A 21,115-nucleotide genomic window follows, 5' to 3' on the forward strand; every position below is an offset into this window, starting at 1 on the left:
TTCATTTGCGTTCATTTGCGTTCATTTGCGGACACCTTGTCTTTGATGGCGGCGCGCAGAGTCGCCAAAGCCGCGTCGAAGGCGAAGGCCTCGATCTCGCCGCCCAGGCGCGCCGCGGCGTCCGGCCCCAGGACGGATTGGGCGAGCACGGCGCCGGTGAGCCACAGGTCGCCGGCACGGGTGTCGTCCGCGGCCAGCAGGGACTCCAACCGGGTCAGAACACCCAGCGCGCGGTCGCGCTCGCTCGCGCCCGGCGGCGGCGGGGACGGGTCCGCGGCCAGGAACTGCCCCAGTGCCGTCAACAGGGGGGTAAGGGCCCCCTCCAGCCCGGTCAGGCAGGTCTCAAGTTCAGCCCCCGGTGCCGCCGTGCGCACGGCCAGTTCGAGCGCCGCGGCGCCCTGCCGCACGGCCTCGGCGCCCAGGGTAGCGGCCGAACCCTTCAGGGCATGGGCCAACTGCTGCACCGCGCGGCGATCATCCGCGGCCAAGGCGCGGCGCAGCGCCGCCAGGTCCCCGGCATGGCCTTGCACGAACAGGGTCAGCAGGCGCGCGTAGCTTGGGAGCCGGCCACGCACCGCGCGCAACCCGGCCGCCAGGTCGAGACCGGCAATGTCGCTGAGCCGCGCCCGCAGCGCCGCCTCCTCCGGCGCCGCGGCGGGGGGCGGCACCGGCGCCGACGGTGAGGCCTGCGCAACGCGCCCCGGCAGCCAGCGCAGCAGGGCCGCGTAGAGGCGCTCCGGCTCCACCGGCTTGCCGATGTGGTCGTCCATGCCCGCGGCCAGGCACAGTCGGCGGTCCTCCGCGAAGGCGTTGGCGGTCATGGCCAGGATCGGCAGCGCGGCCCCGGCCGGGGACGCGCGGATGCGCCGCGTCGCCTCCAGCCCGTCCATTTCCGGCATCTGCACGTCCATCAGGATCAGGGCATAGGCCCCGGTGCGGGCACGCTCGACCGCCTGGACCCCGGTGGTCGCGACATCCACGATCAGACCCAGCCCGCCCAGCAGTTCGCTGGCCACTTCCCGATTGACCGGGTCATCTTCCGCCAGGAGCAGCCGCAGGCCCCGGTAGTCACGCGCCAGGGTCTGTGCCAGGCCCTCCGGCGGCGGCGGGCCGGACGGCGCGGCCAGGGGGTCGTCGGGCCGCGGGACCGGGGGCCGGTCCCGCGGGCCCCCGACCCGCGTCAAGCGGACGGTCGCCCAGAAGGTGCTGCCCTCACCCGCGGCGCTCGTCACGCCGACCTCCCCTCCCATGAGGTCCGCCAGGCGGCGGCAGATCACCAGCCCGAGACCGGTGCCGCCGAAGCGGCGGGTGGTGGAGTCGTCCGCCTGGGTAAAGGACTGGAATAACCGGCCCTGTTGGGCCGGGGTCAGGCCGATGCCCTGGTCCACGACCTCCAGGCGCAGGAGCAGGGTCCGGCCGCCCTCCTCCACCACCCGGGCGCGTATCTCGATGCAGCCACGCGCGGAGAACTTGATCGCGTTGCCAATGTAGTTCAGCAGGATCTGCCCCAGGCGCAGGGGGTCGCCGCGCACCAGGGCGGGCAGGGCCGGATCGATCGCACGCTCCAGACTCAGGCCCTTGACGGCGGCCCGCTCGCCCAGGAGGGCGATGGCATGATCGATCGTCTCGACCGGGTCGAACGGGACCTCTTCCAGGCCCAACTGGCCGGCCTCGATCTTGGAGAGATCCAGGACGTCGTTGACGATGCCCAGCAGGTGCCGGGCGGCCTCGTCGATCCGGGTCAATTGCCCCTGGGGCTTGGGGTCGGTGAAGGCCCGGCGCAGCAGATAGGTCAGCCCGACGATGGCATTGATGGAGGTGCGGATCTCGTGGCTCATATTGGCCAGGAAGGCGCTCTTGGCGCGGTTGGCGACCTCGGCCGCCTCCTTGGCCTGGGCCAGGGCCAGTTCGGCCCGGCGGCGCACGACGATCCGCCACAGTTCATCGGCCACGAGCTGCAATTGCTGCACGTCGGACGGGTCGTAATCGCTCGCCTTGTTACCCACCCCGATCAGCATCAGGACGCGCTCGTCCTCGGTCACCGGGACCCCCAGGTGGCGCAGCACCGGGGCGTGGCCCGCCGGGTAACCCCGGCGCTCGGGGTGCGTTGAATAGTCGTTGTGGATGACCGGCGCGCCGGTGCGTACCGCGTCCGCCCAGACCCCGGCCTGAGAGACCGGATAGTGGCTGTCGTAAGGCGCGGCGCAGAGCGCGTGGGTGCCCGCTGACCAGCAGTTGAGCGTGAGGCCCTCCTGGTCCGGGTTGACGAAGTGCAGGTACCCGATGGCACTGTCGGTGAGGGCCACCGCGGTATCGATGCCGATCTGCAACAGATCGTGCTCGGTGAGGAGGGGCGCCCGGGCGCTCAGATCGGCCAGGGCCTTGAGGCGCTGGTCGCTGCGTCGGAGATCCCGATTGGCGACCTCCAGCGCGGCGGTGCGCGCCTGCACCAGGGTCTCCAGATGGTTGCGGTGCCGGTCGAGCTCGCGCTCGACGCGGGCGCGTTCGATCGCCACGCTGGCCAGTTGGGCGCCGCGCTCGATCAGTGCCAGTTCCGGGGCACGGGGGGCCCGCGGCACCTTGAAATAGATGGCAAAGGTGCCGAGCGTCTCGCCCCGCACGGACAGGATCGGCACCGACCAGCAGGCGCGCAGTCCATGCGCCAGCGCGAGTTCCCGCCACTGCCGCCACAGCGGATCGGCGGCGATATCCGCCACGACGGTGATGCGGCGGGTGTAGGCGGCGGTACCGCAGGAGCCCGCGGCGGGGCCGATTGCCAGGCCGTCGAGCGCCCGGCAGAAGCCCGCGGGCAGACTGGGGGCGGCGCCGGTGCGCAGTCGCCGACCGTCCTCGTCCAGCAACAGCACCGAGCAATACATGCCGGGGAAGCGCGCCTCGTAGCCCAGCGCCAGTTGGGTCAGCACCGCCGTCAGGGGCTCGCCGCGGGCCAGCCGCTCCAGGGTGCTGCGCTCGGCCTCGTGCTGCAGCTCCAGGCGCTTGCGTTCGGTGATGTCATGGTGGGCGACCGCCAGGCGCACCGGTCCGGCACCGGGGAAGCGGTTGACCCGCATGGAGAACCAGCGCTCCACCTGGGGTGAGTGACAGGGGTATTCGAGCACCAGGTCGTCCTGAGCACCGGCGAGCAGCGCCGCGATACCGGCGGCGACGGGACCGGCCTCCACCGCCGCGGGACCGGCGGCGGAGCGGCAAACCGCCAGGTAGTTGGTCCCCTCGCAGATGTTGGACGGCACCGGGGGATTGGCCTGCGCGAACTCGCGCCAGGCGCGGTTGACGGCGATGATGGTGCCGGTTTCGTCGAGGATCGCCAGGTGATCGGAGAGTGCATCCAGGGTCGCGCGCGCAAACTGCTCGCGTTCGCGCAGGGCGTCCTGGGTCTCACGCAGCCGGGTGATGTCCCGGCTGATCCCGAGTACGCCGATGGGCTGGCCCGCGGCGTCGCGCAGCGGGGTCTTGATGGTCTCGAAGAGCCCGCGGTAGCCGTCCGCCGCAAACGACAGCCATTCCTCGTTCACGCTTGGCCCGTCCGCCGCCAGGGCCGCAGCGTCGTGGGCGCGGAAGAAGTCCGCCAGTTCCCGCTCGACGAAGTCATAGTCCGTGTGGCCGACGATCGCGGCCTCCGCGGCGCCGAAAAAACGCTCGAAGGTGGTGTTGCAGGCGCGATAGACGCCTTGCAGGTCCTTGAGCCAGATGAGGTCGGGGATGGCGTCCATGATGGCCTGGAGCCGGTCCTTCGCCGCCACCGTCACCTGGCGCAGACCGGCCTCGGCCTCCTTGAGCGCCGTGATGTCCATGGCGGTACCGACCATCCAGGTCGGCCGGCCGTCCGGGTCGCGGGCGGCCACGGCGCCGCGCGTCTGCACCCAGATCCAGCGGCCGGCCTTGCGGGCTGGCCGGTACTCGAACTCGATGGTCCCGGCGCCGGGCTCCTGCGCGGCCTGGAGACGCGCCACCGCCGGGGCGCGGTCGTCGGGGTGCAGGCGGGCCAGCCATTGGTCGCGGGTGAGCGGCGGCGCGTCCGCGGCGAGGTCGACGAGTCGCCGCAGGGCCGCGTCGTGGTAGATGCGGTCGGCGACCAGGTCGATCTCCCAGAAGCCGATCCCGGACGCCTCCATGGCCATCTTGAGCCGCCGTTCGGCCTGCCCCTGATCGCCCTGCGGGACCGCGGTCGGGCGCCCGGGCGCGTCCGGCGGCGGCATGGTCGTCGTGTCGGTCATTGCGCTCTCACCCGCTGGTCCAGGGACCGCTCAGACCACGGCCACCGCCGTCGGCCCGGCGTGCAGTTCGCCGATGATCGCGGCCTGGGCGAAGCCCTCCGCCCGGAAGTGCTCCAGCACCGCGGGCGCGCTGTCCGGCGCACAGGCGAGCAGCAGTCCGCCGCTGGTCTGGGCGTCGCACAGCAGGCGCGCGGCCCACGAGGGCAGCGCCGTATCCAGGGCCACCTCCGCCCCGTAGCTCGCCCAGTTGCGCTCGATGGCGCCGGGTCCGTGGCCCTCGCGGGCGAACCCCAGGGCCGCCGACAACACCGGCACCGCCTCGAAACGGACCCGGGCCCCGACCCCGGAGGCGCGGCAGACCTCCAGCAGGTGACCGAGCAGGCCGAACCCGGTCACGTCGGTCATGGCATGGACCCCGGGCCAGTCCGCAAAGGCGATGCCGGGGCGGTTGAGTTGGGTGGTGGTCGCGAGCAACGACTGGTAGCCGGCCTCATCGAGCAGGCCCTTCTTCAAGACCGCGCTCAGGATACCGATCCCGAGCGGCTTGCCGAGGACCAGCAGGTCCCCGGGGCGCGCGGTATCGTTGCGCTTGACCCGCTCCGGGTGGACGGTGCCCATCACCGCAAGGCCGTAGATGGGCTCCGGCGAGTCGATGGAGTGACCGCCGCCAAGGGGAATGCCGGCCGCGTGGCAGACCGCAGCACCACCCGCCATGATGCGCCGCACCTCACCGAGCGGCAGGGAGGCGATCGGCATCCCGACGATGGCGAGCGCCAGCACCGGGGTCGCCCCCATGGCGTAACAATCGGAGATCGCATTGGTGGCAGCGATGCGGCCGAAGTCGAAGGCGTCGTCCACGATCGGCATGAAGAAATCGGTGGTCGCCACCAGGGCCAGATCGTCGCGCAGCCGCAGCACCGCCGCGTCATCGGCCGTGGCGTTGCCCACCAGCAGGTCCGGGTGCGGAAACCCCATGGACAGCCCCGCCAGGGCCTCCTCCAGCACCTTCGGCGCGATCTTGCAGCCGCAGCCGCCCCCGTGGGAGAGTTGGGTGAGGCGGATGGGGGCTGGCGCAGGGGCGTGGGGGGTCGTCATGGGGTGAACCTGGGGTTGGCCGATTAACCTGGAAAGGGCAGTTTGTTTACTGTACCCCGCGCGTGGGTAGACGTCAGGTCAAGGATACCGCCGGACGCTGCGCCGCGGACACCTCATCGAGCAGTTTCATCAGCGCCGCCGGGTCCGTCACCACTCCATAGTGCCAGGTCCCGAACCCGCCCGCCCGCCCGGTTCACGGCCGCGACCCGGCCGGCGCCGCGCCGCCTCCCGGGCCAGGCCCTTGCGGCAACCCGTCGCGGCCTGGGGGCCGCTCCTACGGCGTAGGAGCGGCCCCCAGGCCGCGACGGATGTCACCCGCGAGGTGGCCGGAAAATAACCAAGGCCCGCAGGGCGGGTCGATGATCGGCTTCCCGACCTCGTTGGGGCTGGCGGGTCGGTCGCTCATGATATCCGCCGCTCCCATATCCGGCGCACCGGATATGGATCAAACAAGGGATCAGTGCTGACCACAGGAATACCTTCGACCATGGCTTGGGCGATGATCAGGCGGTCGAATGGATCGCGGTGGTGAAACGGAAGGTCGGTCAGCGCCGCGGCGTGCCGCGGGAGAATCGGCAGAATGCGGATATCGTTGTCTGCCAGCTCGCGATCCATGAAGGCCCCAAGGGGTTCCCGCAGTTCGTACTTCCCGAGACTGATCTTGATGGCGATCTCCCAGTAAGAGGCCGGACTGACCTCCGGGCGGTGCTGCGCGTTCGCAATCACATCCCGGGCGACCCGCGACAGCTTGGGGTCGTCCAGCAGGAACCACAGCAGCGCATGGGTGTCGAGAAGCACCCTCAAGGCACGTAGTCCCTGAAGTCGTCCAGATGTGCATCGTCATCGACCAGGATGCGCAGCTTACCCTTAGCGCTCCCGGGCTGGCGCGTGCGGTCCGTCCTGCAACCCTGGCTGACCAGTCGCGCGACCGGCTCGTCGCCGTCGGTGATCAGCACCTCGTCGCCGCTCGCGAGCCCTTTCACCAACTCTGGGAGTCGGGCCTGCGCCTCGTTCAATGACACTCTCATGATCATTTCAGTCGCTCCGCCCTTGAAGGACGTTGACGAGGACGCGCGTGTCGGACCCTGGCGGACCCAAAACGTTTGCGCAATGCTTGTGTAACTCCGATTATAGCCGTTAGCGTCCGCTCAGCGCTTCGTCAGACCGGCGATCCGGGGTCGGCCGAGCCGTACCGGCCTGGACCCCGGGGCCTGAAGCCGCCGGCTTGGCGAGCGGGCGCCCCGGTCTGGACGCGGACCGTACGCCCGCCGCCAGATCGAACCGGACCGCTGCGCGAGCCCCCTCGCGGCGGCCGGATCGCGACAACCCAGGGCCGCCCCGCGGGACGACCGCCCGGCACCGCACGCAGCCAACGGACAACCCATGGAAACGACGGCCCATTTCGAGCACATCACGCAAGAGATCGCCCGGCGGCTGAACGCGGCGACGCAGGAAATCGTCGTCGCGGTCGCCTGGTTCACCGACCGGGACCTGTTCGACGTGCTGTGCCGACAGGCCGGGCGGGGCCTCAAGGTGCGCCTCGCGGTCCTGCACGACCGGATCAACGTCGGCGTCGGCCGGCTCAACTTCGAGCGACTCAAGGACATCGGCGGCGAGGTCTTCCTGATCCCCGCGGGCGACGACCGCGACCCGATCATGCACCACAAGTTCTGTGTCATCGACCGCGCCACCGTCATCAGATCGTCCGCAACCTCCTGTTGCTCGACGAGTGGGAGACCCTCGCCCCCCAACTGGAGAAGCTCCGCCCCGCGGGAGCCGCGGCCCGTCTCGAACCCCTGTTCACCGCCCTGCAAGGCCGCGACACCACCACGGCCGTGGCCTGGATCGCCGACTACCTCCAGCGCGCGACGGCCCTGACCATCGCCACCGACCAGGAAATCGCCGACCTGCGCCTGACGCTGCGCGGCCTGGAATATCAGGTCACCGCCCTGTCCGACGACAAGGCCGAGATCGAGCGGTTGATTCATGCCTTTTCGCTCCGCACCAGTCACGAGATCGGCGACCTGATCACCCGCTACCTGGAACTGCGCGCGGACAAGCTCCGCCGCCAGGCCGCGGTCGAACAGGAGGCCGCAGCGGAGGCCGACAGCGCCCGCGCCGATTACGAGGACTATCGCGAGGCCAACGAGACCGCCCGCGACACCCCGGCGCCCCCGCAACTCCCGCCCGACGATCTCAAGGAACTCAAACGCCTCTATCAACAGGCCAGCCAGAAGTGCCACCCGGACAAGGTGGACGCGGCCGACCGCGACCACGCCAACCGGCTCTTCGTCCAACTCCAGGCCGCCTACCGCAACAACGACCTGGGCGGCGTGCGCGCCATCCATGCCGCGGTGCGCGAGGGACACCTGTTCGTCGACCGCTCCCTGACCCTGACCGAAGCCGAGTCCCTGGGTCACGCCATCACGGTCCTGCGCCGCGACCTGGAGCAACTGGCCGCCCAGGTCCACCAACTGCGCCGCGCGGACACTCACCGCACGCTCAAGGACCTGACCGACTGGGACGCCTACTTCGCCGAACAGCGGGTTGCGCTGGAACAGGCCATCGAACAACTGGAAGCGGAGCTTGCCGAGCATGAGTGAGACGCCTGAATCCAACCCTGGCGCACTGGTTGTCAGTAGTCCCAAGGCCCTAGCCGTCGCCAACCGGCAGTTACGCATTGCCGGGCAGGCACTCGCGCGGATCGAGCAGGAGCGGTATATCGAGTTCTTTGCGACGCATCCGGAGGCTTCGCGGGCGTTTGTCATCGCCGTTGCCCGGTACTACCCCTGCACCGAGTCACTCATTGACCGCTTTGAGGAATTGCGGGATTGGAGATTTCTCAGCGGCAACGAAGCCATCCCTTGGAGTGAAGCGCTTATTGAGCGTTACGCAGAGCAGTTGGGCTGGAGATGGATCGGCTACAATAGGGCGCTACCTTGGAGTGACGAACTGATCGCTCGTTATGCTTCCATTCTGGATTGGGAGTCACTCAGTTACAACAGATCGCTGCCCTGGAGCGAAGCATTAATAGAGCGCTACGCAAAGCGATGGCATTGGAAAGGGGTTAGCAGCAACAACGCTCTACCTTGGAGTGAGGAGATAATTACCCGTTACGCCTCCCTCTTGGATTGGACGTATCTCAGCGCTAATAGGGCCTTGCCTTGGAGCGCAAGACTCATTGCGGAGTACGCGGGCCGCTGGGACTGGCGATCGTTGAGCGGAAACGAGGCATTGCCATGGAGCGAGAAGCTAATCGAACACTATGCGGCACGATGGGATTGGACCAGACTAAGCAATAATCAAGGATTGCCTTGGAGTCAATCACTTAGAAACCGATACAAGGGGCGGTGGTCACCATCGATTATTGGCACCGAAGCTCTCCCATGGCGTACGCCACTCGCGCCAATGATAGAAGACTGCGCCAAGCGTTTCGGTTGGAAATGGCTCAGTAGCAACAATACGTTGCCTTGGACCAGGGAGCTTATCGAGCATTTCGCCCAACGATGGGATTGGGACATGCTAAGCTATAACAGGTCCCTGTCCTGGACTGAATCACTTATTGCAGACTATGCCACGCGCTGGCAATGGGGGCAACCCGGTGCGCGTGACCGGGTAGTATTCCGGCGCTATTTTTCAGGTGACGGCTCTGGGCTAAGCGGAAACGAAGCCCTGCCCTGGAGCGAAGAATTGATCGAACGTTACGCCGATCGTTGGGTTTGGGCATACTTGCCGCAAGTTGCCTTGTCAAAGATTTTGCCGCGTTGGTCAGAAGCATCCATCGTCGCAGTCATGGCTCGGCTTTCTCCACGTACCAGCGTAGTATCAAAACCGGAACCTGCAATTATGGCCCGCCCATCCGGTTCTGAATTTGATTCAGAATTCTTTGAAGCGGGCGCCGAGTTGGCGGTTTTCCACCTTGAGGCCGGCGCGCGCGCCTTTGCGGACTATAGTCGGGCGATGGTCGAGGACCTTGGCGCGAAGGTGCGCCCCTATCTGCGCGGACTTTACGAGGGGGCGCGGCATTGGCCCGGATTCGACACGACAGGGATGACGCCCATCATTGAGATGGATGCAGAGGTTGCCGCGATGGAGCGCGGGAACCAAGAGACGGCGGCCCAGGCGCAGATCGCACCGCATGGCGGAAACCTCTACGGCGACTTGCCTGAGGGGACAGCTCAAGACCCGGCCTCGCCCCGCCAAATCTGCGACAGTATCCAGGGCCGTCGGAACCCCAACCTTGTCCAAGGTCACGAAACCGAGTAGGGCGTGCACCTCACCCTAAACCTGTACTTAGTGCGTGGTCGGGTTAGGCGCGTGCACCGAGCCTTGCTATAATCCGCGAGGTCAAACGCGCCGTAACCCGACAGCAGGCACGCGAATCGTCGGGTTACGCTTCGCTAACACGACCTACGAACTTCTGAAGCAGACCGAGTGGGAGATCGCGCAGGTATAGCGTTTAGATGCCTTTTCGACAATTACATGCAATAGTGCCGTGCTGGGAGTCAACCATGGACTACGACTGCTTTCTTTCCCACAACAGCAAAGACAAGCCCGCAGTGCGCGAGCTATGTGTTCGCCTGCAAGAGGCCGGGCTCAAGGTCTGGTTCGACGAGAACGAGTTGCCGTTTGGTTACAACTGGCAGCCACTACTGGAGGACGGCATACGCCGCAGCGCCGCTGGGGTGGTGGTGATTGGGCCGAACGGTACGAGCAACTGGAATGCGGAGGAGATGGAGCTTATGCTTCGCGACGCCAGGCGCCAAGTCCGCCCGGTGATCCCACTGCTGCTTTCGGGTGCCCCGAGCACGCCGGATCTGCCGGGATTCTTGTTGAACCGTACCCTTTGCAACCTTGGCGACGATCCCGACGGTATCGCCTTTGAGAAGTTAGTTCGAGATTTGCTCAAACTTCGAGGCGATACGTCCGATCCTAATCCCGTTACTCCACCAACCGGGAATGATATGTCCACGGACTACCTGTCTCAGAGTGATGCCGATTCCCCGAATGTCAAGAACCCGGAAACGGTCCTTTACAGCGGCGACCGGCTCTCGCTCAATTTCCAGGACATTGAGGTGCGCGCAGTTCTGCAAGTGCTGGGTGAATTTACCGGTTTGAATTTTGTCGCCAGTGACACGGTGTGCGGCAGTATCACGCTGCGGCTGAAGAACGTACCCTGGGACCAGGCCCTCGACATTGTTCTCAATTCCAAGGGCCTGGCCATGCGCCAGACCGGCAACGTGATCATGGTAGCGCCGGTCACAGAGGTCGCGGCGCAGGAGAGGCTGGACCTGCAATCTCGCGCGCAAATTGAGGAACTCGCCCCACTGTGCTTCGAGTTCATACAAATCAAGTACCGTAAGGCTTCCGATCTCGCCGCCTTGATCAAATCCGAGGGCGCCAATCTTCTCTCAGAACACGGCAGCATCATTGCCGATCAACTAACAGACACGTTACTGGTGCGGGATACTGTTTCCAAGCTTGAGCGCATACGCGGGTTGGTCACCCGCCTCGATATCCCTGTGCGACATGGATGATGAATGGCGGCGTAGGGCGGATGCCGACAGGGCGATCTGCCGTCTTCCTCGCCCACGGGATGGCGGAACCGCTATCGCGTTCCGCCCTACGCGAGCTTAATTTATGATTCTCCCCGATCGGTTGGTTGCGCGTCCGACCGTTCGTCTGCGGAAATCGAGCCCTAGGTTGAGTAAAGAATGAAGTGCTGGATTTGTGGGGCAGATGCTGATACCGGTGAGCATCGGATCAAACAATCCGATCTCAAGTCAGTCTTTGGCCACATCTCGCCCGATCACCCACTGTATCTATGCAACGCCCACCGCCGAAATATGCGCGTTAATGGCTTGAAGGCCAACGCTCTCAAGTTGAAGGCGAGAATCTGCGGAAAATGCAACAACCAACTAACCAGTTCGTACGACTACGCTTGGGAGGATTTGTCGAGATATCTCCGCTCAAGAAATCGAGCCTTGAAGCACAACGAACGAATCGGACTTCACAAGGTCTTTAAAGGTACAGTGAAACGCTCAATGGTATGCGTGCATCTATACTTCGTGAAGCTTCTTGGCTGTCACATAGCAGAGCATGGCATGCCCATTGATCTTGGGCCTTTTTCCCAGGCTCTGCTTCATGGAACGGCACATCCGCTAGTTTATTTGGCCTTCTGCACGCCTCTTGATACAGAACACAAGTCCGTGGGTTACTCAGATATCGATGTGATCAAGAGATACGGAAGAATTATAGCCGCGTCTTGGATTTATCATCTCGATCACTTCTCGGTGCGAGTGATGTATGCTGAACCTGGAGAACGCAGGCAGGGTCTTATTGATTCTTGGCATCCATCAATGGTCACGAAGCGCATCCGTATCGCAAGTATCTGAAGCAGAGAGACATAAGTGGTTCCGGAGGTTCCGGGAACAATACACTTAATTCGATCCCCTCAGGAGTACCGAGGAGGCAGAACGCGATCCTTTTCAGAAAACTGGGCAAGCCGCTCAACCGCGCGGGCCAGCGACGGTGACGCCTTCGCGGCTCGCCCGATTTCCCAATGGTCGCGCACGAACCGGCACCATTGGTCGTTGTAGCCAAGCCCCACCGGGAAGGACACGCCGGGCCTGGGCAGAATCTCTTGCCGCAGTTCCCGGCGCTTGGACTTCCGTACCAAATCCAGCAAGGCGGCCTTCGGATCGGTCAGCTCATCCGGCCTGTCCGGCACTGTGCCGATCGAAATACCCAGAAAGTCGGCGAAGGCCGGGCGGTCCGCGAGCAACCATGATTCCGTCTCGCGTACCGCGACACGGAACAATAGCCGAGGGCTGGCACCAACCGGCAGCCAGGCGTTAATCAATTCGGCCGGGCAACCCGAGCGATCGAGATCGGTCAGCAACAGCACCGGCATCACCCGTTGCGCCATCTGGTTAAAGGCGGTAATCCGCTGCTTCAGGTAACCGAAACCACCGCGGCGCAGGCGCTGGTGCACCACATGCCCCCCGACCTGTTGCAGCAGGGTCTCGGCAACCGCCTCGCTCAGTGCGTCCTCCGTGGCGACAGCGAATGCGGTTATTGGAACAGGCCAAGCCCATCTATACCCTGCGGGCGCGCCTTGGGTAACAGGACCTCGGCGGGGGATAGCCCGGTTTCGATCATCGCCACTTCCTCGTCGGTCGCGCCGCGGATCTGGGAACCGTCGTCGGTGGGTATGACCAGCAGAATGGCGCTCGCGTCGATGCTGTTGCTCAGCATTGCCTCACTGTGGGTGGTGATCAAGGTCTGCCGACGATACTTCGCCTGACGCTTGATGCGATCGATCATCAGCGGGATCTGTCGCACGATCTCATCGTTCAGCGACAACTCCGGCTCCTCCAACAGCAACAGGGAATCCCCCTCCAACAGCGACCAGAGCAGGGCGATGAGGCGCAAGGTCCCGTCCGAGAATTGATCCTCCCGGTGCCAGGCGCCCTGAGGGCGCCAGTGGGCGTACCGCGCTTCCAAATGGGGCAGCCCGGTCATCTCATCGCGGTTGAACCGCAGTTCCTGGAATTGCGGCACCGCCTTGGTCAGCACCTGCTGGATCTTGCGCAGACGCGCAGTGAGTGTGTTCTTCGGCGTGCGGGCCAACCCATCCAGAAAGCCCTGGCCGAAGGGGTCCTCCTCTAACCGGTTGCTGCTCAGCCGGTCGGCGAACTTCAGGAGTTGGGGCACCAGGTGCAGGTAGGTGGTTGACCGCAAGTAGGTCGCCAGCGCCCGGAATGCGACATTGGCATTGACCTGCTCCAGGTGGCTCTGGGTCAAGCGCTCCTTGTCCCCGACGTCGTGCTCGTCCGGACGGCTCAAGAGACAGATGCCGTCGCGCTCGACCCGTTCCTCATGGACCATCGGGCGCTGTCGTCCCGTGCCCTCGCTCTTGAATCCGAGCACATAAAGCCATTCGCCCCGCTCGTCTTCTGCCGTGCTCCCGGAAAGCCGGACCTCGATCCGCACCTCGGTGTCTTGCCGCGCCTGAAGACAGCGCAGCTTCTTGATCCCGCCCCGCTCCGCGACCGCCCTTTGTAGGCCTCCGCCAGAACTGTCCGCCACTGTGCGCAAAAAGCGAAACACGTCCAGGAAATTGGACTTACCAGAGGCATTCGGGCCGATCAGGTACGTGGTTTCGATCAGCGCGGCGTCGACCTTGCGGAAGTTCAGCCAATTCTTGAGGCGGACATGGTCGATTCGCATGGTCTTGAACGCGTATGTTGTTGGCGGAAGGGCGTGGGAGTCGAACCCACCCGGGACCGCCTGACGGCCCCAACCGGATTTGAAGTCCGACGAATTCAACAGTCTACAACAAACCACAGCAAGGAAAACAGGACTTTAGGGCGTCTCACTTGTTGCCGTTGCTTGTGGATAAGTGCCGGTATTTGCGAGCAAGTGCGCCACCAGTGCGCCACGGGTAACGCTGCCCCTTGTCTCGTCTGGTCGCTTGGGGTGCACTGGTGTCCATCGCCAAGGCCTGCCCCACGGGGTTTTCGTATCCTGACGTAGTGCACTTGCGTCATAGCGCAACAGGCACAATCTAAGCTATAGTGATACTTGCGAAACAAATGGTTACGCGATCTATATATTGTGGTTTCGCATTTCGTGGACCACTATATATAGTCCCCCATGACCGAGAACACCCAGATGACCACTCAAGCCCTACATGCACAAAATGATGACGGCTGGCACTTGGTAGCGCTGGGAAACCTGCGAGTGCTCGTCTGCAAGGAAGATGGGGAGTGGCTGGCTCAGGGTGTGGAAATCGACTATGCCGCGTCCGGCGACACGATATCAGAGGCGCAGCGCCGATTCGAGAAGGGCTTGAGGGCTACCGTTCACCTGCACTTGACCAGATTTAAATCCATAGAGAAACTGTTGCGCTACGCGCCCGAATACGTGCGCAGAAAACTAAAGGACCCCAAGGCGTTCGCCTTCAACATGGCGACGCTTATCCCGCCCGATCAAGGTGGTGTGATGATCGGGACCATCGCGCGCATGTTCGCTATCGACAAGATCGAGTTTTACTATTTCAGGCAGATCGACGCCCAGAACCAAGAGCCGACAACGCACTGACCCGGAGCCCGTTTAGCACCTACCAACCCCGCCTAGACGGGTTTTTTTGTGCCTGTGTAGTTGCAAGGCGTCAAGACACTTGGGCTTCGGTACGATGCCCATCGGCGCGGGCAGGCATCGACCATGCAAAGCCCCGCGGGGTTTGCCTCCCCACTCGTCAGGCAGCCAACGGACAGCACATGGAAACGACCGCCCATTTCGAGAACATCCCCCAAGAGATTGCCAAGCGGTTGAACGCGGCGACGCAGGAAATCGTCGTGGCAGTCGCCTGGTTCACCGATCGGGACCTGTTCGACGTGCTGTGCCGACAGGCCCGGCGGGGTCTGCGGGTGCGCCTCGCGGTCCTCGGCGACCGGATCAACGTCGGGCCGGGGCGGCTCAACTTCCAGCGTTTGCAGGACTGCGGCGGCGAGGTTTCCCTGATCGCCACGGGCGGTGACCGCGACCCGATCATGCACCACAAGTTCTGTGTCATCGACCGCGCGACCGTCATCATTGGGTCCTACAACTGGACCAAGCGGGCACAGGACAACGACGAAAGCATCACCCTCATTGCCGCCGGTGACGACGTTGATAGCGGGATCGCCGCCGACTACCTGACCGCCTTCGATGCCCTCCTGTGCAAGCATGGCCACGGCACACCGGCCATCGACCAGGCCCAGATTCGCCGCCGTCTGGAGATCGTCCGCAACCTCCTGTTGCTCGAAGAGTGGGAGACCCTCGCCCCCCAACTGGAGAAGCTCCGCCCCGCGGGAGCCGCGGCCCGTCTCGAACCCCTGTTCACCGCCCTGCAAGGCCGCGACACCACCACGGCCGTGGCCTGGATCGCCGACTACCTCCAGCGCGCGACGGCCCTGACCATCGCCACCGACCAGGAAATCGCCGACCTGCGCCTGACGCTGCGCGGCCTGGAATATCAGGTCACCGCCCTGTCCGACGACAAGGCCGAGATCGAGCGGTTGATTCATGCCTTTTCGCTCCGCACCAGTCACGAGATCGGCGACCTGATCACCCGCTACCTGGAACTGCGCGCGGACAAGCTCCGCCGCCAGGCCGCGGTCGAACAGGAGGCCGCAGCGGAGGCCGACAGCGCCCGCGCCGATTACGAGGACTATCGCGAGGCCAACGAGACCGCCCGCGACACCCCGGCGCCCCCGCAACTCCCGCCCGACGATCTCAAGGAACTCAAACGCCTCTATCAACAGGCCAGCCAGAAGTGCCACCCGGACAAGGTGGACGCGGCCGACCGCGACCACGCCAACCGGCTCTTCGTCCAACTCCAGGCCGCCTACCGCAACAACGACCTGGGCGGCGTGCGCGCCATCCATGCCGCGGTGCGCGAGGGACACCTGTTCGTCGACCGCTCCCTGACCCTGACCGAAGCCGAGTCCCTGGGTCACGCCATCACGGTCCTGCGCCGCGACCTGGAGCAACTGGCCGCCCAGGTCCACCAACTGCGCCGCGCGGACACTCACCGCACGCTCAAGGACCTGACCGACTGGGACGCCTACTTTGCCGAACAGCGGGTTGCGCTGGAACAGGCCATTGAACAACTGGAAGTGGAGCTTGCCCAGACCGAGCAACCGGCTACCGCCGGACGCGGGACCGACACCGATGGATGATACCGCTGCCGATACCGGCCGGAGCCTTGCGCTTGGCAACAGCCAGACGCTCGTGCGGGTCATGGACCGGGCGCGCGCCATCACGGCTGGACTGCAAGACGACAACGAACGCGCGTGTTTCAAAGCGGTCCTCGGACGGCACCCCGAGTTTCTGGTAACGGGCCTGTCTACGCATTACCCGGTTGATGCCGATCTGCTTGGCTGCTACGTGGACGCCTGGGATTGGGAGGCGCTCTCTGCGAATCCAGTGCTGCCCTGGAGCTTGGATCTCATCGACTGCTACGAAGATTACTGGGACTGGGAAGGGCTGTCCCGCAACCCCGCCTTGCCTTGGAGCGCGGAGTTGATCCACCGCTTTGAGGATGGCTGGGACTGGGAGGCGCTCTCCGCGAACTCCGCCCTGCCTTGGTGTCCGGAGATCATCGACACCTTCGAGGGGGCTTGGGATTGGGATGCCCTCTCCCGCAACCCGGCCTTGCCGTGGAACCCGGATTTCATCGACCGATACCGGGATGCCTGGGATTGGCCGGGCCTATCCCATAACCAGGCCATTCCCTGGACCCTGGCGCTGATCGAGCGCTACGCGGAGCTAATCGACCTCTTCGACAATAGTCCCGTCTGGAATGCGCTATCCAGCAACCCCGCCTTGCCCTGGAGTGTGACGCTGATCGAGAAGTATGCGGACCGTTGGGACTGGGAGAAGCTGTCCGGTAATCCTGCGCTGCCCTGGAGCCGCGAACTCATCGAGTGTTACGCGGATCGGTGGGATTGGACGGGAGACGAGGTCGCCGCTTTCGGGCTTTCCGGAAATCCCGGGCTGCCTTGGACCACGGGCTTCATCGCGCACTTTGAGGACCGCTGGCTATGGGGTGCACTTGGGCTCTCAAGCAATCCAGCCTTGCCTTGGACTCAAGCACTCATCGAGCGCTACGCAGATCGGTGGGAGTGGTTCTTTCTCGGCGACAACCCTGCCTTACCGTGGAGCGAAGCACTCATCGCGCGCTATGCTGACCGCTGGGACTGGAGTGGCGATCTTTCAGAGGGATTGCCTGGACTCTCGGGAAACCGCGCCTTGCCATGGAGCCTAGAACTCATCGAGCGCTTCCAGGATCGATGGGATTGGGAATTCCTTTCGAGAAATGCCGCCCTGCCTTGGAGCGCAATCTTGCTGGCACGTTTTGAATCCCATTGGGACTTCGCCGAGTTGGCGAAGAACCCGCTTGCGATGTGGCGACTCTTGCAGGGCGAAGACATCATCGAGTTGATGGACGAGTTGCCGGCGCCGCCGCTGACATTCGCCGATGGTTGGGAAGCCTACCAGATCGGCGACTATGACCGCGCGCTTGCGGCTTGGCGTCCCTTGGCCGAGCAGGGCAATGCCAATGGGCAAAGTAATCTTGGTGTCATGTACGACAACGGTCGCGGCATCGCTCAGGATGACGAGCAAGCGGTCTATTGGTTTCGCAAGGCTGCCGAGCAGGGCAATGCCAATGGGCAAAGTAATCTTGGTGTCATGTACGACAACGGTCGCGGCATCGCTCAGGATGACGAGCAAGCGGTCTATTGGTTTCGCAAGGCTGCCGAGCAGGGCAATGCCATTGCGCAAAGTAATCTTGGTGTCATGTACCGGGACGGCTGCGGCATCGCTCAGGATGACGAGCAAGCGGTCTATTGGTTTCGCAAGGCTGCCGAGCAGGGCAATGCCAATGGGCAAAGTAATCTTGGTGTCATGTACCGGGACGGCTGCGGCATCGCTCAGGATGACGAGCAAGCGGTCTATTGGTTTCGCAAGGCTGCCGAGCAGGGTAATGCTGCCGGGCAAACCAATCTCGGTTGGATGTACCAGAACGGCCGCGGTGTCGCCAAGGATGATAGTCAAGCTGTGCAGTGGTATCGCAAGGCCGCTGAGCAGGGTCAGGCACGTGCGCAAAGCAATCTTGGTTTCATGTACCGGGACGGTCGCGGCATCGCTCAGGATGACGAGCAAGCCGTGCACTGGTATCGCAAGGCTGCGGAGCAGGGCTATGCCTTTGCCCAAGAACGGCTCCATGAGTATCTGCGGCGATAGGTTCGCTTCATCTGGCTTCCGCGCTCTAACGTGGGAGCAAGTCCCGACGCTCCAGCGCTGCGGGAAATAGGGGAAGGGAAATAGGGGCATAAGGAACCAGGGTCAAATGCTGCGCTCCGGAGACTCCCGGTGCAATGGCGGCATCCCCGGTTTGAGCGGAAGAACGTGAATAGAGCCATCAGTTGCAGTGAGGCATCAGCCGCGGCTTGCCGGACGCACCGGGTCATCAGGAATCACAGGTCATCAAGCAACCACTCCTGTTCCCGCAGTGCCCGAGCCAAGTTCCGCAGCATGGGCCGATACCCGCCGCGATAGGCGTTGCGGGCGGACCGCTCTTTGCCCTCAGTCGTCCGCGGACCGGTCGCGTGCTGCCAAGGACGCCAGGTAGGAATCAGCGCGGCCTGCCGCTGCCGCCGTTCCGCAGTCCAGTTTGGACTTTCAAACCAAGTCGAGCAAGGCCGCCTTCGGATCGCTAAGTGCGTCCTCCGTGGCGACGGCGAATGCGGTTATTGGAAAAGGCCAAGGTTTCCTAAACCCTGCGGGCGCGCCGTCGGTAACAGGACCTCGGCGGGGGATAGCCCGGTGGCGAGCATTGCCACTTCCTCGTCGGTCGCGCCGCGGATCTAGGAACCGTCGTCGGTGGCTATTACCAGCAGGATGGCGCTCGCGTCGTACTCGAACCCTGGCCACACCCGCAAAATTGGAGCCGACCACGCGTCCGAAAACCATCGCCAACGGCGCGCCGCGCTATTGTGACAAGCTCGACTCCGATCCACCAACGATCAGTTCGCGGAAGCGCAACAGCGAATCTACCTCTCGAAGATAAGACCGCAGACATTCGCAGAGGTTGGACTCGTGCATATCTGGCTTAAGAACCAAACGCAGCATACCGTCCGGCTTTGGTGAATCAAGCAATTTCTGTTTAACGCTGGCAAACCCGTTCCTATGTAACGCCAACAGCAGAGCGCTTTCAAACGTCACAACGTTGTCACGCAAAGCTTCAACCACGCGTGCAAGCAACGCCTCTTGAGCCAGCAGCGCCCGAAGCGCGTTCCGGTCGCCAGTTGCCAAGATCGGATTCGGCAACTCGACAGCAGCGGCAAATAGCAATGCTTCCCCAGAGTCGATCTTGTCGATGCGATGCAAGAGTGTCAGCAAACCCTCGTCCTTGATGCCAGGGATTTCCTTTGTGGATTCCAAGAAGTCACGGACTCGCCTTACCGTTGCTTCATCGCCGAATTTGTCTATCGCCTTGGACTTCTTTTTCGGCAGAAGTTGATACTTGGCCGTCGGGGTTATGAAAACTTTTTCGGCAGGCTCGCCCAATAATTCTGCAAAGCTGCCCAACAGGTCGCACTGGGCCAGCTTAACTCGACTTTGGCCATTTTTGCAGTTGGGCGACGGCCCCGCGCGTGACGCCGCGGTGGTGGCGAAGCGTGTGCTGAGCGGGGGCTGCGGCGGCCGATCGTCGCGGCCAGCCAGCATCCGCCCGTGGCCGTGGCACGCGGGGACACGCAGGGGGAAGGCAGGCGGGGCACCAACAGTGTATGTTCCGAGGTCGACCAAGACACCGGACGTACCTCCTGATGCCCCACCTGCCCGCCTCGATTGTACCGACTTTGCTGCCCTTTGCGCCGCTGTTCACCGCGCCGACCTGGCGCCATGTGCAGGTCTTGTTGACCGGCACGTTGCTGGCCCAAGGCCCGCGCACGGTGGCCGCGGCCCTGCGGGTCATGGGGCTGGGGCACGCGCCCCGGTTCGAGCGTTACCACCGGGTGCTGAGTCGCGGGCGCTGGTCGGGGGTGCAGGGGTCGCAGATCCTGCTGGGGCTGCTGATCGCGCTGCTGCCGCCCGGCTGGCCGTTGCTGATCGTCGTGGACGAGACCCTGGAGCGGCGCAAGGGCGCGCGCATTGCTGCCAAGGGGATGTACCGCGATGCCGTGCGCTCGAGCAAAAGTCGCGTGGTGACCTGTCTGGGCCTGCAATGGATCTGCATGGCGTTGATCGTCCCCTTGCCGTGGAGTCGGCGGCCCTGGGCATTGCCGTTCCTGACGTTGCTGGCGCCCTCGCAACGGGCCAACGTCGCGGCTGGCAAGGCCCATCGGACCGTGATCGACTGGACCCTCGTCATGGTCCGGCTGGTGGCGCGCGGGCTCACGCGCCGCCGCTGGGTCCTCGTTGGGGACGGCAGCTACTCCTGTGTGCGCCTGGGCTGGGAGTGCCTCAGCGCGCAGGCGGCCCTGATTTCGCGCCTGCGCCTGGATGCACGCTTGTTCGGGCCGCCCGCACCGGTGCCGCCGGGACGGCGTGGCCCCAAGCCGAAGAAAGGCCCACCCCTGGCCAAGTTGGCCACACGCCTGGAGGAGGCGCGTACGCACGGCACCGAGACCACGGTTCAGTGGTATCGCGGCGAGACCAAGACGCTGCGTCTGCTCAGCGGGGTCTGTCTCTGGCATACCCCGGGGTGGCCGCCCCTGCCGATCCGCTGGGTATTGGTCGTCGATCCGGCCGACCCGCTGGCCGCCGAGGCGTTCTTCACCACTGACCTGACCGTGCCGTCGGTACGCGTCATCGAATGGTTCGTCTTGCGCTGGTCGATCGAAGTCACCTTCGCCGAGGTCCGTCGCCACCTGGGCGTCGAGACCCAGCGCCAATGGGCCGCCAAGGCCATCGCCCGCACCACGCCGGCATTGCTGGCGCTGTTTTCCATCGTCTGCTTGATGGTGCATCGGCTGCGTGAGCACTGGGCGTCCTTGCCGCGCTCGACCGCTTGGTACTTCAAGCCGCAGGCCACCTTTTCCGATTGCCTGGCGCTGGTGCGCCGCACCATCTGGGCCGAGGGGAATTACGTCAACTCGCTTGCGGATCAGGATCAGGTGGTAATTTCCCGCCCCGCCTGGGAGCGCGTGCTCGCGCAACTGGCCGCGACCGCCTGAGCCGCGTCGCGCGGCGTGCCGCGCCGCCGCGCCGCCGCGCCGGGGCCGCGGAGC

General features: G+C 64.4%; 15 protein-coding genes and 2 pseudogenes. 9 read left to right on the forward strand and 8 right to left on the reverse strand.

Annotated elements, in window-relative coordinates; all coding sequences use genetic code 11:
* Positions 1-11: 11 nt before the first annotated feature.
* The 5 genes from THSYN_RS36305 to THSYN_RS27400 all read right to left on the reverse strand — a co-directional run bounded on the left by THSYN_RS36305 (position 12) and on the right by THSYN_RS27400 (position 6,358).
* The gene (locus tag THSYN_RS36305; protein ID WP_236848722.1) at positions 12-4,235 is read right to left on the reverse strand and encodes a GAF domain-containing protein; all 4,224 of its coding nucleotides are present in this window, start codon (positions 4,233-4,235) and stop codon (positions 12-14) included.
* 30 nt (positions 4,236-4,265) lie between these two features.
* Positions 4,266-5,330 (reverse strand): selenide, water dikinase SelD, encoded by a 1,065-nt coding sequence (gene selD, locus THSYN_RS27390; RefSeq protein WP_100921921.1) that lies wholly within the window; start codon positions 5,328-5,330, stop codon positions 4,266-4,268.
* A gap of 274 nt (positions 5,331-5,604) precedes the next feature.
* A complete protein-coding gene (locus tag THSYN_RS36775; protein WP_257791208.1) occupies positions 5,605-5,736 on the reverse strand; it encodes a hypothetical protein in 132 nt (43 codons plus the stop codon).
* Positions 5,733-6,128, reverse strand: coding sequence for a type II toxin-antitoxin system VapC family toxin (locus THSYN_RS27395; RefSeq protein ID WP_236848723.1), 396 nt, complete (start codon positions 6,126-6,128; stop codon positions 5,733-5,735). The genes THSYN_RS36775 and THSYN_RS27395 overlap by 4 nt, the downstream gene beginning before the upstream one ends.
* Before the next feature lie 2 nt (positions 6,129-6,130).
* Entirely contained in the window at positions 6,131-6,358 is a 228-nt protein-coding gene (locus tag THSYN_RS27400; RefSeq protein ID WP_216644636.1) for a type II toxin-antitoxin system Phd/YefM family antitoxin, read from the reverse strand.
* Between the two features lie 355 nt (positions 6,359-6,713).
* Between THSYN_RS27400 and THSYN_RS27405 the strand changes: the two genes are divergently transcribed.
* The 5 genes and pseudogenes from THSYN_RS27405 (at position 6,714) to THSYN_RS34405 (ending at position 11,725) form a co-directional block, all read left to right on the forward strand.
* Complete coding sequence (locus THSYN_RS27405; protein ID WP_100921923.1) at positions 6,714-7,208, forward strand: phospholipase D-like domain-containing protein; 495 nt, start codon at positions 6,714-6,716, stop codon at positions 7,206-7,208.
* Positions 7,209-7,925: 717 nt separating this feature from the next.
* On the forward strand, positions 7,926-9,596 hold the full coding sequence (locus THSYN_RS34400) for a hypothetical protein (protein WP_157817969.1): 1,671 nt from the start codon (positions 7,926-7,928) through the stop codon (positions 9,594-9,596).
* A 245-nt stretch (positions 9,597-9,841) separates the two neighbouring features.
* Positions 9,842-10,162: pseudogene (locus THSYN_RS37500) on the forward strand (toll/interleukin-1 receptor domain-containing protein); the annotation flags it as partial.
* Positions 10,163-10,357: 195 nt separating this feature from the next.
* A pseudogene (locus tag THSYN_RS37505) lies at positions 10,358-10,858 on the forward strand (secretin and TonB N-terminal domain-containing protein); the annotation flags it as partial.
* A gap of 456 nt (positions 10,859-11,314) precedes the next feature.
* Positions 11,315-11,725, forward strand: coding sequence for a hypothetical protein (locus THSYN_RS34405; protein WP_157817970.1), 411 nt, complete (start codon positions 11,315-11,317; stop codon positions 11,723-11,725).
* Positions 11,726-11,784: 59 nt separating this feature from the next.
* Here the strand turns inward: THSYN_RS34405 and THSYN_RS27425 are convergent, their stop codons facing one another.
* Together THSYN_RS27425 and THSYN_RS27430 are read right to left on the reverse strand one after the other, a co-directional pair.
* Positions 11,785-12,324: a hypothetical protein gene (locus tag THSYN_RS27425; RefSeq protein ID WP_157817971.1), complete on the reverse strand. Its 540-nt coding sequence runs from the start codon at positions 12,322-12,324 to the stop codon at positions 11,785-11,787.
* An 80-nt stretch (positions 12,325-12,404) separates the two neighbouring features.
* Entirely contained in the window at positions 12,405-13,562 is a 1,158-nt protein-coding gene (locus THSYN_RS27430) for an AAA family ATPase (RefSeq protein WP_100921928.1), read from the reverse strand.
* A 426-nt stretch (positions 13,563-13,988) separates the two neighbouring features.
* On the opposite strand from THSYN_RS27430, the gene THSYN_RS27435 reads away from it, so the two are divergent.
* The 3 genes from THSYN_RS27435 (at position 13,989) to THSYN_RS36920 (ending at position 18,125) form a co-directional block, all read left to right on the forward strand.
* Positions 13,989-14,435, forward strand: coding sequence for a hypothetical protein (locus tag THSYN_RS27435; RefSeq protein WP_100921929.1), 447 nt, complete (start codon positions 13,989-13,991; stop codon positions 14,433-14,435).
* 179 nt (positions 14,436-14,614) lie between these two features.
* Complete coding sequence (locus THSYN_RS27440; RefSeq protein WP_100921930.1) at positions 14,615-16,057, forward strand: phospholipase D-like domain-containing protein; 1,443 nt, start codon at positions 14,615-14,617, stop codon at positions 16,055-16,057.
* The gene (locus tag THSYN_RS36920; RefSeq protein ID WP_216644637.1) at positions 16,050-18,125 is read left to right on the forward strand and encodes a tetratricopeptide repeat protein; all 2,076 of its coding nucleotides are present in this window, start codon (positions 16,050-16,052) and stop codon (positions 18,123-18,125) included. The genes THSYN_RS27440 and THSYN_RS36920 overlap by 8 nt, the downstream gene beginning before the upstream one ends.
* 747 nt (positions 18,126-18,872) lie before the next feature.
* Here the strand turns inward: THSYN_RS36920 and THSYN_RS27450 are convergent.
* A complete protein-coding gene (locus THSYN_RS27450) occupies positions 18,873-19,610 on the reverse strand; it encodes a hypothetical protein (protein WP_100921931.1) in 738 nt (245 codons plus the stop codon).
* Positions 19,611-19,711: 101 nt separating this feature from the next.
* Between THSYN_RS27450 and THSYN_RS27455 the strand changes: the two genes are divergently transcribed.
* Entirely contained in the window at positions 19,712-21,061 is a 1,350-nt protein-coding gene (locus THSYN_RS27455; protein WP_157817463.1) for an IS701 family transposase, read from the forward strand.
* Positions 21,062-21,115: the final 54 nt, after the last annotated feature.

Source organism: Candidatus Thiodictyon syntrophicum (genome assembly GCF_002813775.1).
GTDB classification, from domain to species: Bacteria; Pseudomonadota; Gammaproteobacteria; order Chromatiales; family Chromatiaceae; genus Thiodictyon; species Thiodictyon syntrophicum.